This is a genomic window from Streptomyces sp. NBC_00045, from assembly GCF_045041095.1.
In the GTDB taxonomy this organism is placed as follows: Bacteria; Actinomycetota; Actinomycetes; order Streptomycetales; family Streptomycetaceae; genus Streptomyces.
In genome coordinates, this window is the sequence record NZ_CP108271.1 from 2165458 (window position 1) to 2179106 (window position 13649).

At 73.2% G+C, this 13649-nt stretch carries 13 protein-coding genes and 1 pseudogene; 5 read left to right on the forward strand and 9 right to left on the reverse strand.

Annotated elements, in window-relative coordinates; all coding sequences use genetic code 11:
- Positions 1 to 21 precede the first annotated feature (21 nt).
- Entirely contained in the window at positions 22 to 1110 is a 1089-nt protein-coding gene (locus OHA65_RS10250) for an amidohydrolase family protein (protein ID WP_371646507.1), read from the reverse strand.
- Between the two features lie 88 nt (positions 1111 to 1198).
- Between OHA65_RS10250 and OHA65_RS10255 the strand changes: the two genes are divergently transcribed.
- Positions 1199 to 2287, forward strand: coding sequence for an aminotransferase class V-fold PLP-dependent enzyme (locus OHA65_RS10255; RefSeq protein ID WP_329313150.1), 1089 nt, complete (start codon positions 1199 to 1201; stop codon positions 2285 to 2287).
- A gap of 66 nt (positions 2288 to 2353) precedes the next feature.
- On the opposite strand, the pseudogene OHA65_RS10260 reads toward OHA65_RS10255, so the two are convergent.
- The 8 genes and pseudogenes from OHA65_RS10260 to OHA65_RS10295 all read right to left on the reverse strand — a co-directional run.
- Positions 2354 to 3004, reverse strand: a pseudogene (locus tag OHA65_RS10260) (DNA alkylation repair protein); the annotation flags it as partial.
- A 135-nt stretch (positions 3005 to 3139) separates the two neighbouring features.
- Positions 3140 to 3844, reverse strand: a complete 705-nt coding sequence (locus OHA65_RS10265; RefSeq protein WP_371646510.1) for a DsbA family oxidoreductase — start codon at positions 3842 to 3844, stop codon at positions 3140 to 3142.
- A gap of 64 nt (positions 3845 to 3908) precedes the next feature.
- Positions 3909 to 4370, reverse strand: coding sequence for an N-acetyltransferase family protein (locus OHA65_RS10270; RefSeq protein ID WP_371646805.1), 462 nt, complete (start codon positions 4368 to 4370; stop codon positions 3909 to 3911).
- A gap of 62 nt (positions 4371 to 4432) precedes the next feature.
- Entirely contained in the window at positions 4433 to 5881 is a 1449-nt protein-coding gene (locus OHA65_RS10275) for a penicillin-binding protein 2 (RefSeq protein ID WP_327282822.1), read from the reverse strand.
- Between the two features lie 62 nt (positions 5882 to 5943).
- The gene (locus OHA65_RS10280; protein ID WP_327282823.1) at positions 5944 to 6612 is read right to left on the reverse strand and encodes a response regulator transcription factor; all 669 of its coding nucleotides are present in this window, start codon (positions 6610 to 6612) and stop codon (positions 5944 to 5946) included.
- A complete protein-coding gene (locus OHA65_RS10285; RefSeq protein ID WP_329313154.1) occupies positions 6609 to 7916 on the reverse strand; it encodes a histidine kinase in 1308 nt (435 codons plus the stop codon). The genes OHA65_RS10280 and OHA65_RS10285 overlap by 4 nt, the downstream gene beginning before the upstream one ends.
- Before the next feature lie 75 nt (positions 7917 to 7991).
- Positions 7992 to 8843, reverse strand: coding sequence for a hypothetical protein (locus OHA65_RS10290; protein ID WP_405761764.1), 852 nt, complete (start codon positions 8841 to 8843; stop codon positions 7992 to 7994).
- Positions 8844 to 9139: 296 nt separating this feature from the next.
- A complete protein-coding gene (locus tag OHA65_RS10295; RefSeq protein ID WP_327282826.1) occupies positions 9140 to 9955 on the reverse strand; it encodes an IclR family transcriptional regulator in 816 nt (271 codons plus the stop codon).
- A 146-nt stretch (positions 9956 to 10101) separates the two neighbouring features.
- Between OHA65_RS10295 and OHA65_RS10300 the strand changes: the two genes are divergently transcribed.
- From OHA65_RS10300 to OHA65_RS10315, 4 genes are all read left to right on the forward strand, one after another.
- Entirely contained in the window at positions 10102 to 11625 is a 1524-nt protein-coding gene (locus tag OHA65_RS10300) for an aldehyde dehydrogenase (NADP(+)) (RefSeq protein WP_327282827.1), read from the forward strand.
- A gap of 145 nt (positions 11626 to 11770) precedes the next feature.
- A complete protein-coding gene (locus OHA65_RS10305) occupies positions 11771 to 11992 on the forward strand; it encodes a hypothetical protein (RefSeq protein WP_327282828.1) in 222 nt (73 codons plus the stop codon).
- A 62-nt stretch (positions 11993 to 12054) separates the two neighbouring features.
- Entirely contained in the window at positions 12055 to 13302 is a 1248-nt protein-coding gene (locus OHA65_RS10310) for a TerD family protein (RefSeq protein ID WP_329316342.1), read from the forward strand.
- A 113-nt stretch (positions 13303 to 13415) separates the two neighbouring features.
- On the forward strand, positions 13416 to 13601 hold the full coding sequence (locus OHA65_RS10315) for a hypothetical protein (protein ID WP_327282830.1): 186 nt from the start codon (positions 13416 to 13418) through the stop codon (positions 13599 to 13601).
- Positions 13602 to 13649: the final 48 nt, after the last annotated feature.

The window sequence follows — 13649 nt, forward strand, 5'->3', positions numbered from 1 at the left end:
CGCGGTGCGTCAACCCTGCGCTCAGGCCCGGACCTTGCCGTTCACGATCACGCGCCGCGGCTGCGCCAGTGCCCGTACGTCGACCCGCGGGTCGGCGTCGTAGACCACCAGGTCCGCCGGCGCCCCCTCGGTCAGGCCCGGCCTGCCGAGCCACTCGCGTGCCGCCCACGTCGTCGCCGAGAGGGCCTCCAGGGCCGGGATCCCGGCCCGCACCAGCTCCGAGACCTCCGCCGCGACCAAGCCGTGCGGGAGGGAACCCCCCGCGTCGGTGCCGACGTACACACCGATGCCCGCGTCGTAGGCGGCCCGTACGGTGTCGTACCGGCGCTCGTGCAGCCGCCTCATGTGCGCCGACCAGCGCGGGAACTTGGTCTCGCCGCCCGCCGCCATCTTCGGGAACGTCGCGATGTTCACGAGCGTCGGGACGATCGCCACCCCCCGCTCCGCGAACAGCGGGATGGTGTCCTCCGTGAGCCCGGTGGCGTGCTCGATGCAGTCGATGCCCGCCTCGACCAGGTCGCGCAGCGAGTCCTCCGCGAAGCAGTGCGCGGTGACCCGGGCGCCCAGCCGGTGCGCCTCGGCGATGGCCGCCTCGACCTCCGCCCGCGGCCAGCAGGGCGCCAGGTCCCCGACCTCGCGGTCGATCCAGTCCCCCACCAGCTTCACCCAGCCGTCGCCGCGCTGCGCCTCGCGGCCCACGTACGCGACGAGGTCGGACGGCTCGATCTCGTGGGCGAAGTTGCGGATGTAGCGGCGGGGGCGGGCAATGTGCCGGCCCGCCCGGATGATCTTCGGGAGGTCCTCGCGGTCGTCGATCCACCGGGTGTCGGAGGGCGATCCGGCGTCGCGGATGAGGAGGGTGCCGGCGTCCCGGTCGGTCAGGGCCTGCCGTTCGGCGGTCTCCGCGTCGACCGGACCGTGGGCGTCCAGCCCCACGTGGCAGTGCGCGTCGACCAGGCCGGGCAGCGCCCAGCCGGACACCGTGGTGATCTCGCGGGCTCCGTGCGGGCGTTCGTACGAGATCCGGCCGCCCACCACCCAGAGTTCGTCGCGCGCGTCGTCGGATCCGACGAGCACACGCCCCTTCACATGCAGCACGTCATCGGTCATGTTCCGCACTGTACGTGCGGCCTCGGTACGCTCGTGCGGGTAGACCCGGGTAGCCCCGGGACGCAGCGGACGAAGAGAGAGCAGCACCGTGACCCACCCCCTCCTGGACCTTCCGCCGCTCACCGCGGAACGCTTCGCGTCGATCGAGCAGGGGGTCGCGGACCTCCTCTCCACCCGCCAGGACGTGGTGATCACCCAGGGCGAGGCGCTGCTCCCGCTGGAGGGCTGCATCCGCTCGGGAGCGCGGCCCGGTTCGACGGCGCTGAACATCGTGACCGGCCCGTACGGGACCACCTTCGGCAACTGGCTGCGCGACGCCGGGGCCCGGGTGGTGGACCTCGCGGTGCCGTTCGACACGGCGGTGACCGGTGCGCAGGTGGCCGAGGCCCTGACCGAGCACCCGGAGATCGACTTCGTCTCGCTGGTGCACGCGGAGGCGGCGACCGGCAACACCAACCCGGTCGCGGAGATCGGCGAGGCCGTACGGGCCCACGGCGCCCTGTTCATGCTGGACGCGGTGGCATCGGTGGGCGCGGAGGCGCTGCTGCCCGACGAGTGGGGCGTGGACCTGTGCGTGATCGGCGCCCAGAAGGCGATGGGCGGCCCGGCGGGCGTCTCGGCGGTGTCGGTCTCGGAGCGGGCGTGGGCCCGGTTCGCGGACAACCCGGCCGCACCGCGCCGCTCGTACCTCTCGCTCCTGGACTGGAAGGAACGCTGGATCGACACGGGCCGCACGGCGCTCCCGCACGCCCCGGCGCAGCTGGAGATGCTGGCGCTGGAGGCCTGCCTGGACCGGATCGCGGCCGAGGGCCTGCCGGCGGTGACGGCCCGCCACGCGGCCGCCGCGGCCGCGACCCGCGCGGGCGCGGTGACCCTGGGCGTCGCCCCGTACGTCCGCCGGGTCGCGGAGGCGGCCCCGGTGGCGACCACGCTGCGCGTGCCGAACGCCTCGCTGGTGGTGGCCAAGGCCCTGGCCGCCGCCCCGACGGCCCCCCTCGCGGCGGGCGGCGGTGCGCTGGCCCGCGAGATGGTCCGGGTCAACCACTACGGCCAGGCCGCGACGCTCCCGTCGGTCCTGACCGCCCTGACGACCCTGTCGAGCGCCCTCCCCACGGCCCCGGACCCCGCCGAGGCCCTGTCGGCGGCGGAATCGGCCTGGGCGGAAGCCCTCCGCTAGGCCCACCGGGCCGTGTCCGGGGGCGGGGCGGGGCGGCGGCTCCGCTACGCCCCCGGACACGGCAGCCCGTCTGCGCACCATCTCGGTGATCCAGATCGGCGCGAACGGAGACGTGCATCCCGGGGGCGTCGGGTAGTCCTTGAGCACCCCCAGCCGCTCACCGATCTCCATGGCCCGGACCCGGTACTCGGCGTGCTCGATCCCGATCTGCGCCAGGCAGTGGTTCATCGCCCACTGCAGCCGGTCCGGGGCGTCCGCCATCTCCGCCTCGATGACGTCGAGCAGTCCTGCCAGGTCGAGACCCTCCGGCTGCTTCGCCACGCGTTCGGTGGTCAGCGCCCAGCCGGCGCTCGCGACCACCGGATCCGGATCGGCGAACCAAGCCGAGCGCAGCTCTTCGGCGTGCGGGTTCTTCTTGACCACGTAGTTCACGAGCCAGTCGTGCACCTTGGGGGTGTGCGCCTCGCGCAGCATGGCGTCCAGCTCGGCTCGCTCGAACGCCTTCGGACGGCAGATCAGGATCGCCAGCAGTCGCGCCGCACCGTCGCCCGTCTCCCAGAGCCGGCGCGCGAGTTCCGGTTGCGTCTTCAGCCGTTTCGCGAGCGCGCGCAGCTTGGTGAGGTTCACGCCGTGGTCGTCGCCGTGCCTCTCGTTGATCGCGCGGGCCTTCGGGTCCTCCAGCGCGGCCAGCTCGGCCATCACCTCGGCCACCGTCATCCCGGGCGCCGTCGTCTCGGCCACGTCGGCCTCCTGTCGATCACGTGCGGGTTCCGCCCACGACGGTAGCCACCGTAACCCCCGGGTCCGACGGGGCCACGGACCCCGGGAGCCGAGCCCCCGGGGTCCGGTGGGTCAGGCGCGGGGGGCCGGGCAGGCGCCGGCGGGGTCGCAGGCGTCGGCCGGCGCGGGCTCCGCGACCTCGCGGCCGGCCCACGCCTGCTCCAGCGCCCGGGTGAACACCTCGGCGGGCTGCCCGCCGGAGATCCCGTAACGGCGGTCCAGCACGAAGAACGGCACGGCGTTGGCGCCGAGCTCCGCCGCCTCGCGCTCGTCGGCCCGCACCTCGGCCTCGTACGCCGAGTCGTCCGCGAGGACGGCGCGCACCTCCGCCTCGTCCAACCCGGCTTCCACCGCGAGCGCGACGAGCACCTCGGGGTCGAAGACGGACCGCTCCTCGGCGAAGTTCGCCCGGTAGGCGAGGTCGAGCAGCTCCTCCTGGCGGCCGCGGGCGGCGGCCAGGTGCAGCAGGCGGTGGACGTCGAAGGTGTTCCCGTGGTCGCGGCCCTCGGTGCGGTACGTCAGCCCCTCGGCTCGGGCGGCGGCGGCGACGTGCTCCTCCATGCCGCGCGCCTCCTCAAGGGTCCGGCCGTACTTCTTGGCGAGCATCTCCAGGACCGGCGCCGTCGTGCCCTTGGGGCTGTGCTGGTCGAGCTCGAAGGACCGGAAGACGACCTCGACCTCGTCACGGTGCGCGAACTCGGCCAGCCCCTTCGTGAAACGGGCCTTGCCGATGTAGCACCAGGGGCAGGCGATGTCGCTCCAGATCTCGACGCGCATGATCCTTCTTCTCTCCTTGTTCCGGGACGGGACGGTTTCCCCTTCAACCATCCACCGGAGCGTCTCATTCCCCGAGATTCAGCCAGAGGGTGAGGTGGGAGCCGGAGCGGAGGGGGCCCGTGGCGGGCGGGCGCCAGCCTTGGTGGGCGTAGAAGGCCTGGGCCCGGAGGTTGTGTTCGTAGACCTCCAGCCGGACCCGGCCCACGCCGGCGCGCAGCCAGGCGTCGACGCAGGCGGCGTGCAGGGCGGCGCCGGTGCCGCGGCGCCAGTGGGCCGGGTCGACGTGTAACTGGGTGAGGGTGGTCTCGCCGTCCGCCGTGCGGAAGGCCGCCACCCCCCTGAGCTCCCCGTCCTGCTCCGCGCACAGCACCCCGCCGTCGGTCGTGGCCCGTGCGACCGCCCTCGACCAGCCCTCGCGGGCGGCGTGCGCCTGCTCGGGGACGCGGCCGCGGTAATAAGTGGACCGGGCCCGGGTGTGGAGGGCCGCTATGGCATCGAGGTCTGCGGGTTGCGCGGTCCTGATCATGGACATGGAAACGCGCCGAGAACCGTGTCGGTTCCCGGCGCGTCGTAGGGCTACCGGCGCCGCTACTTCTTCAGCCACGCCTCCATCATCTTCTGGGCGATGGGAGCGGCGAGCTTGCCTCCCCCGATCTCGGAGCGGTCGGTGTCCGAGTTCTCGATCACCACGGCAACCGCGATCTGCTTGCCTCCCGACTTGCCGTACGAGGTGAACCAGGCCAGCGGCGGCAGGCTGTTGTTCACGCCGCGCTGCGCGGTACCGGTCTTGCCGCCCACCTCGGCGCCCGCCACCTGCGCGGGCTTGCCGCCGCCCTCGGTAGCGACCGTCCGCATGGCGTCCTGGAGCATCGACGCGGTCTTGGCGTTCATGACCTGCTCGGACTTCGGGTTCTTGAAGCTCTCCAGCACGTTGCCGTTCGCGTCGGTGACCTCGGACACCGAGTGCGGGGCGACGAGCTTGCCACCGTTCTCGATCGCGGCGGTCACCATCGCCATCTGGAGCGGGGTGGCCTGCACGTCGAACTGGCCGATACCCGTCTGCGCGACCTGGTCGACCGACATCTTCTGCGTCGGGTACTTGCTCGCCGGGCGGGCGGTGACGGGCGTCGCCGTCTCCGTGTTGAAGCCGAGCTTCTCGGCCATCGCCCGCATCTTGTCCTGGCCGAGCTTGTGCGCGAGCTCGGCGAAGACGTTGTTGCAGGACAGCCGCAGGGCGGTGCGCGGCGAGGCGTTGTTGCAGGCGGCGGATCCCGCCTCGCTGGGCAGCAGGGTCCGGGTTCCGGGGATCGTGTACGGGTCCGGGGTGCCGGTCGGCGTGTCGAGGTTGGTGACCAGGCCGTTCTCGATGGCCGCCGCCAGGGTGACCAGCTTGAAGGTGGAGCCCGGCGCCTGCGGCTTGCGCAGGGCCACGTTCTCCATGGCCTTGCCCTTGTCCTCGATCAACTTCTCCCAGGCTGCGTTGTCGTTGGCGCCCGTGATGGTGCCCGGATCGTAGGAGGGGTTGTTCACGATGGCGAGGATCTCGCCGGTCGCCGGGTCGATGGCGACGGCGGAGCCCTGCTTGCCCTGGAGCGCGTCGTACGCGGCCTTCTGCACGCCCTTGTCGATGGTCGTCAGCACGTCGCCCGGCGCGGCCCGCTTGTTGGTGAGCATGTCCATCACGGTCTTGAGCCGGTCGTCGGACCCGTTGAGGATCTTCTTGTAGACGCCCTCCAGCATGCTCGTGCCGAAGGCCTGGGAGCTGTAGCCGGTGATCGGCGCGTAGAGAGGACCGTCGACGTAGGTGCGCTTGTAGCCGAAGTCCTTCCCGCCCGTCTTCACCGAGCCGGTGATCGCCTCCCCGCCCACGATGATGTTGCCCAGCGGGTTCTCGTACTGCCCGATGAGGTTCCGTCGGTTGTTCTCGTTGTCTGCGAGCGCCTGGCCTTGGTAGGCCTGCACCCAGGTGACCCGCACCAAAAGGGCCAGCACCAGGAGCAGACAGAAGACCGACGCACGCCTGATCGTCTTGTTCATCCCCCAGAAGGACGTCCCAAGGCTCCCGGGCGTTCCGCTCTGCCCCGATTGTGGCGGGGTTCTCAGCCTTTCTTCATGAAGCCGCCCTCGTAGGCCGCGATGACCGCCTGGGTACGGTCGCGCGAGCCGGTCTTGGAGAGGACCGCGGCGACGTGCGACTTGACCGTCTGGGGGCCGACGCCGAGGCGCTCGCTCATCTCGTGGTTGGACAGTCCGGTGGCCATCAGGCGCAGCACGTCGGCTTCCCGGTCGGTGAGCCGGGCCACCCAGGCGGCGGGGCCCGCGGCGCCGGGCGCGTGCGACACCGCCAGGGAGCGGACGGCCGCCGGGAAGAGCAGGCAGTCTCCGCGGGAGACGAGGCGGACCGCGCCGATGAGCTCGTCGGGGTCGGCGCGCTTCAGGAGGAACCCGGCGGCGCCCGCGCGCAGCGCGTCGTAGACGTACGCGTCGTTCTCGAAGGTGGTGACGACCACGATCCGGGGCGGCTCGGGCATGGTGGCGATGATCTGCTCGGTGGCCCGAATGCCGTCGATCTCGGGCATCCGGACGTCCATCAGCACCACGTCGGGGGCCAGGGAGCGGACCAGTGGAACGGCTTCGGAACCGGAGGCCGCCTCACCGACGACCTCCAGGTCGGGTTCGGCTTCGAGGATGACCCGCAGGGCGGTGCGGACCATGCGCTCGTCGTCGGCGAGCACGATGCGCAGCGGCGGCCGGCCCGCGGCGGTCATCGGGAACCTCCGCCGAGCGGGAGGACGGCCCGCAGCCGCCACAGCTCCCGGTGCGGGCCCGCCTCGACCCGGCCGCCGAGCAGGGTGGCCCGCTCCGCGGCGCCGTGCAGCCCGCGGCCCCCGGTGGTGCGGGGCTGCCGCCCGTCGGCGGTGCCCGGCGGATTGGTCATGGTGATCTCCAGTTCGCGGTCGGTACTGCCTGCGCTGTTGTTCTTGTCCCGTACGGCGATCCGCAGCTCGACGGGGCCCGTTCCGTGGCGCAGGGCGTTGCTCAGGCCCTCCTGGACGATCCGGAAGGCCTCGCGGGAGGCGATGGCAGGGAGCTGCGCCCAGTTCCCGGCCGGTCCGGGGTCCTGGTGGGCGGTGACAGTGGTCCCGGCGGCCCGGGTGCGGGCCAGCAGTGCGTCGAGGTCGGCGGCGAGGGTCGGAGCGGGTGCGGCGTCGGGGCGGGCCGGGTCGCCGTCCCGCAGCAGGCCGAGGACGGCGTCGAGCTCGCCCACCGTCCGCCGGGTGGTGTCCTCGATCGCCGCCAGCGCCTCCCGTACGAACGCGGGGTCGCTGTCGAGCACCCGTCGGGCGGCGACCGCCTGGAGGGTGACGGCGCTCAGGGCGTGCCCGACCGCGTCGTGCAGCTCTCGGGCCAGCCGGTTGCGCACGGCCAGGTCGGCGGCCCGCTCCTCGGCCGCGGCCAGCCGGTCCGCCCCGGTCGGCCCGAGCAGGACGGGTGCCGTCCGGGCCAGCAGCGCCCCGGCGCCGGCGGCGCTCAGGACGAGGCCGCCCAGCATCCCGATCCCCAGCAGCGGGGCGGTGTACGGCGCGGCGCCGGTGCTGAACCAGTCCAGCCCCAAGGGGCTGTTCCGCAGCCTGCTCACGACCGGCAGCGCGATCAGCGCCACCGCCATGGGCGGTACCGCGAGACTCATCCCGCTGATCACCGCGCCGACCCCGAGGTGCAGGGTCCACCAGGCCGAGGTCCGCCCCCGGGCCGCCCAGGACCGGGCCGGTCCCTCGGCCAGCCGCTCCCCCGGCACCCCGCACAGGGCCCGTACGGCGCCGGCCGACATCGGTCGGACGAGCCCGAACAGACCGGTCACCGCGACCAGCGGCAGGGACAGCCCGTACGAGGCGAGGGTCAGCGCGGTGGAGCCGAAGACGTTGCCCCGGCCGGACCAGACGGCGACCACCACCTGGGCGAGCAGGAAGTACGGCATCAGCAGTGCCCCGCCGAGGATCAGGTGCACCCAGCGCAGCCGGGCCCGCGCCCCCAGCAGCCGGCCCACACCGGCCCGCGTCCCCGCACCCATCCCCTCGCCCCCCGTACACCGCGGCCCCCACCTTGACCGTCGCCCACCGGCCCGTCCCCCTCGCGTCGCTCCGCGTCACCCGGTGCGGCGGCGTGAGGCGAGGAACCGGGCCAGCACGAATGCGGCCAGCAGGCCGGTGATCGTTTGGCCAGCGTAGGTCAGGACCATCACGGTGGTGACCTCCTTCGCGGGATCGGTGACGCCCATCGTGGAGACCAGTAGCCACAGGCCCCAACCCACCGCCTCGGCAGCCCCGATCCAGGCGACGGCCAGCGCCCACCGGGCCTGCCCGGTCCCGCCCCGTGCCAGGTTCACCGCGCCCGCCCCCGCGGCCAGTACGCATATCCCGTGGGTGGCGTACACCGCGCCGGTCTGGGGACTGAACTGCGATATCTGCGAGGCGCTCAGCCCGGCCGTGCCCCCGAAGGCCCAGATGAGGTGCATCGCCGCCACGATCACGGCCGACACCGACGCGGCTGCCGCCACCACCCCCGTGGGTGACGGCAGCCGCTCGCCCTGGACGCCCTGCCACCGGCTGCCCCAGCGCTCCCGCGCATAGGGGACGAACAGCCCGGCCAGGGCAATGGCCTGCACGATGAAACCGCCGTAGACGACGTTGAACACCCACGGGTCGAGGAAGGGCTCCTTCGCCGCCTGCGCGACCGCGTCCGGCCCCAGTCCCACGGCCCCCAGGAGGAGTTGGGCCGGAAAGGCCACGACGATCAGGGCGAGCAGTCCGGTGGCGAAGAAGACCGGGACGGTCAGCAGCCAGGACGGCACCCGTCTGCCCCAGGGCCGGGTGAACACCAACACCAGGACCATGACGGCCGCGTCCATGGCCATCGTGATCGCGTTCGCCGCTTTGAAGAACATCCCGGGCTCCAGCAGCACACTGCCGTCCGGTATCCCGATGCGGCTCCCCGCCACCCAGGCCGCCCTTGAGGCACAGGTACGGCAAGGTGGCCACCAGGGCCGCCACTCGCAGGACCCTGCGCCCGGTCCCGATCCCGGTTCCGGCACGGGGCCCGACCCCGATCGCGGCCCCGCCCCCGGCCTCCCGGCCGGCGGCCATCGACCGCGCCACCGCGCCCGTCGCCGTCTCGTTCGTCTGCACCGCTCGTGTGGTCATGACTCAACGGTCGCGTCCGCGCCGCCCCGCCACCTCCCCCACGAAGGTGAACCGTCTCCCCCGCACGGGGGAGGCCCCGCCCCCGTCCACCGCCTCACATGCGACGGGTCGCCACCGACAGCCGGTCCCGCGCCTCGAACAGGGCCGCCTTGATCCGCTGCTCGTGGCCCGCCGTCAGCCGGGCCACCGGCACCGAGCAGCTCACCGCGTCCCGGGCCGGCGTCCGGTACGGCACCGCCACCCCGAAGCAGCGCAGCCCGAGGGTGTTCTCCTCCCGGTCCACCGCGTAGCCCTGCTCCCGTACCAGCGCCAGCTCCTCCACGAGCTGCTCCCGGTCGGTGATCGTGTGCTCGGTGACCGCCTCCAACCGCCGCGGCAGCAGCGCCCGCACCTCCTGGTCGGAGTGGGTCGCCAGCAGCGCCTTGCCCAGCGCGGTCGAGTGCACGGGCAGCCGCCGGCCGACGCGGGTGAACGGCCTCAGGTAGTGCTGGGACTGGCGGGTGGCCAGGTAGACGACGCTCGTGCCGTCCATCCGGGCCAGGTGGATGGTCTCGGTGGTGTCGTCGGAGAGCCGGTCCAGGGTGGGCCGGGCCGCGGCGACGACCTCGTCCCCGTCGATGTAGGAGCTGCCGACGAGCAGGGCCCGTACGCCGATTCCGTACCGCGTGCCCGTCGCGTCCGTCTCCACCCACCCCAGGTTCACCAGCGTGCGCAGCAGCATGTAGAGGCTGGACTTGGGCAGCGAGAGGTCGTGCTGGATGTCGGCCAGGCTGTGCAGTCCGGGCCGCGCCGCGAAGTGCTCCAGCAACAGCACCGTACGGACGGCGGATTTGACGGCCGCCGGCGCTCCCGGCCCCCCGCCCGCCAGGCTGTCCGGGCTCTGTGGGCTCACCGACTCGGCTGTGGTCATTCGCCTTTTGCCCCTCTTGTCTCTTGTCAACGCGGAAGACCCGGAAATAGAGTCCGGAACGGATGTGATCATTCATCCATCGGAACGGCGTTCACAATACTGAACGCCACCGCGCGGGTCAGGGCAGATCCAGGAGGCAGTGCGCCATGGCAGCAACACCAGTCTGGAGTGTGGACCCCCGCACCGGGAAGCAGCGCGAACAGGTTGCGGTGGAAGCCACATCCGGCGAGGTGGACGAAGCGGTGCGTGCCGCCCACGCGGCGCGCGGTGCGCTCGCCGACCGCACCGCCCGCGCGGCCTTCCTGCGCACGGCCGCCGACCTGCTCGACGAGGCCGCGGCCCACGTCATCGAGGCCGCCGACGCCGAGACCGCCCTCGGGCCGGGCCGGCTCACCGGCGAACTCGCCCGCACCACCGGCCAGCTGCGGGCCTTCGCCGACGCCGTCGACGAGGGCTCGTACCTCGACATCCGCATCGACCACGCCGATGCGGGCGCCGTCCCGCCGCGCCCCGAGCTGCGCCGCTACAAGGTGCCGCTGGGCGTGGTCGCGGTCTACGCGGCCTCGAACTTCCCGCTCGCCTTCTCCGTCCCCGGCGGGGACACCGCGAGCGCGCTCGCCGCCGGCTGCCCGGTGGTCGTCAAGGCGCACCCCGACCATCCGGCCACCTCCGAGCTGTGCGCCTCGCTGCTGCGCCGCGCGGCCGTGGCGGTCGGGCTGCCGGCCGGAGTGGTGGCCGTCGTCCACGGGTTCGACGCGGGCCTGGAGCTGATCCGCCACCCGCTCGTCTCCGCCGCGGGATTCACCGGTTCCATCCGGGGCGGGCGGGCACTGTTCGACGCGGCCGCCGCCCGGCCCGTACCCATCCCGTTCCACGGCGAGCTCGGCTCCCTCAACCCCGTCGTGGTCACGCCCGCGGCCGCCGCCGAGCGCGCCGAGGAGATCGCCGCCGGGCTCGCGGGTTCGGTCACCCTCGGGGTCGGCCAGTTCTGCGTCAAGCCGGGCCTGGTCCTCGTCCCCGCGGGCTCGGACGGCGACCGGCTCACCGGGGCGCTGACGAAGGCGCTGGGCGAAACGGAGCCGGGGGTCCTGCTCGACCACCGCATGCGCGAGAACTTCGTCTCCGGCGTGGGCGAGCGTGCCGCCCTGCCCGGCGTGAGCGCTCCCGTCACGCCCGGCTCCGGCGGCGAACACACCGTCGGCGCGGGGTACCTGACCGTCCCGGCCGGGCTGCTCCTGGAGGGCGGCGCGTACGAGGTGCTGCTGGAGGAGTGCTTCGGACCGGTGACCGTGGTCGTCCGGTACGCCGACCAGGGCGAGGCGGGGTCGGTGCTCGGGCTGCTCCCCGGGAACCTGAGCGCCACGCTCCAGCTGTCCGCGGCCGAGGCCGAGGGTGGTCCGGGCCCGGCGGCAGAGCTGATCGCGCAGGTCACGGCGCTGGCGGGGCGGATCGTGGTCAACGGCTGGCCGACCGGCGTCGCGGTGGCGCCGGCCCAGCACCACGGCGGTCCGTACCCGGCGGCGACCTCGCACTCCACGTCGGTCGGCGGGACCGCCATCGAGCGCTGGCTGCGGCCCGTGGCCTACCAGTCGGTGCCGGACCCGCTGCTTCCGGCGGAGCTGCGCGAGGGGAACCCGCTGGGGTTGCCGCGCCGCGTCACCGGCGGCTGAGGCCCCCGCGTCCGGGCCGGGACCGGGCCGCCGACCAGGGCCCGGCCCCAAGGCCCGGCCACGACCCCGGCCACGACCCCGGACCCCGGCCCCGGGCCCCGTAAATCCGTTGCCCGCCCGGCCCCCGACCGGCAGGCTGCCGGTCATGCCGAGACCCCACGGATTCACGTACGAACAGCGCGGCGACCAGAGCGTCGTCATCACGCACCAGGGCCGGGCCGCGAGCACCCTGCGCGGCGGTCGGGCGGAGAAGTTCCTCGCCGAGGTGGAGTCCGGCGACGCGCAGCTGGTGATGGCCCGCTGGACCGGCGCGTACAAGTTCGGCAACGAGCGGACGGCGAAGAACCACCCCCGCAACCGGCGCTGAAATCTCTCGCGAGGGTAAGGGAACGGCAAAGCGCCTCCGGTCGTTCTCCCGGCATGACCGCTATGACCCCAGGTTCCAACCTGCCGCTCAATACCGTCCGTGTGACGGTGGACGTGGCTGCCCCGGTGCGGCTCGACGTATCGGGACTCCTCCTCGCGGCGGACGGCAAGGTGCGTTCCGACGCCGACTTCATCTTCTACAACCAGCCGTCCGGGCCCGGTGTCAGCTACCGGTCGGGCGGCGGGGCGGCGCCGGACTCGATCACCGTGGACACGGGGGCGCTGCCGCCGGGCATCGAGCGGATCGTGGTCACGGCCAGTCCCGACGCCGCGGGTCAGACGTTCCAGGGCATCGAGCCCACCGCCACCGTGCGGCATGCGGAGAGCGGCGCGGTGATCGCCACCTTCACCCCGCCGCAGCTGGGTACCGAGACCGCGCTCGTGGTCGTCGAGGTCTACCAGCGCGGCGGCGTGTGGAAGGTGCGCGCGGTCGGCCAGGGGTACGCGAACGGCCTCGCCGGGATCGCGACCGACTTCGGGGTCTCCGTGGACGAGGACCCCCCGCCGCCCGCAGCGGCCCCGCAGGCTCCTGCGGCCCCGTCCGCGCCGTCCGCCTCCTCCTGGCCGAGTGCCCCGGCAACCCCGGCAGCGCCCGCGTTCCCCACGACGCCGTCGGCGCCCCCGGCAGCCCCGGCCCCGTCCGTCGCGGCGCCGCCGGCGGCCGCCGGCGCCGGGAAGATCAACCTCGACAAGGGTCGGGTCAGCCTCCAGAAGAACCAGACGGTGTCGCTCGTCAAGAACGGCCGCCCGCTGCTCTCCCAGGTCAAGATGGGCCTGGGCTGGGAGCCGGCGTTCCGCGGCCGGGACATCGACCTCGACGCGTCCGTGATCGCGTACGGGCCGGACCGCAACCACATCGACAGCTGCTACTTCGGCAAGCTGTCCATCCTGGGCGGTGCCGTCAAGCACTCGGGCGACAACCTCACCGGTGAGGGCGCCGGGGACGACGAGGTGATCGTCGTGGACCTCGGGCGGCTGCCCGCCGACGCCACCGGACTGGTCTTCACGGTCAACTCGTTCTCCGGCCAGAAGTTCACCGAGGTGGCCAAGGCCTACTGCCGCCTGATCGACGCGGCGAGCGGGGAGGAGCTGGTGCGCTTCGACCTCACCAGCGCCGAACCCCAGACCGGGGTCATGATGGCCAAGCTGATCCGCCAGTTCTCGGGCGAATGGGAGATGACGGCCATCGGCGAGTTTGTGAAGTCCCGCACAGTGCGCGGGATGGTCAAGCCCGGCTCCCAGACACTCTGAGCAGGTGGGCGGGCACGTGGAGCCACGATGACCGGCGAGCCCCCGGGCCGAGGTGATGGATTCCACCCTTAATCCGGACGTGACTGTCAGTGCCCGCCCGTAGCCTTGAAAGCATGTACACCACACTCCGGCCCGTGGGTCCCGCCCGCCCGTCCGCCGCAGAGGCGAACGAGGCGATACGGCACCTCGTCGAGACCCGGGTGGACGACGAGTGGCCCTCCGAGGCGTATGAGTTCCTGCTGGAGGAATGGGCCGCCGCCAGTCGCGCCGAGATCGCCGAGGTCGCCGCCGCCCAGTGAACGGGCGGCGGCGCAGCCGTCGATCGTGGTGCCGGCCGTCGCTCGTGC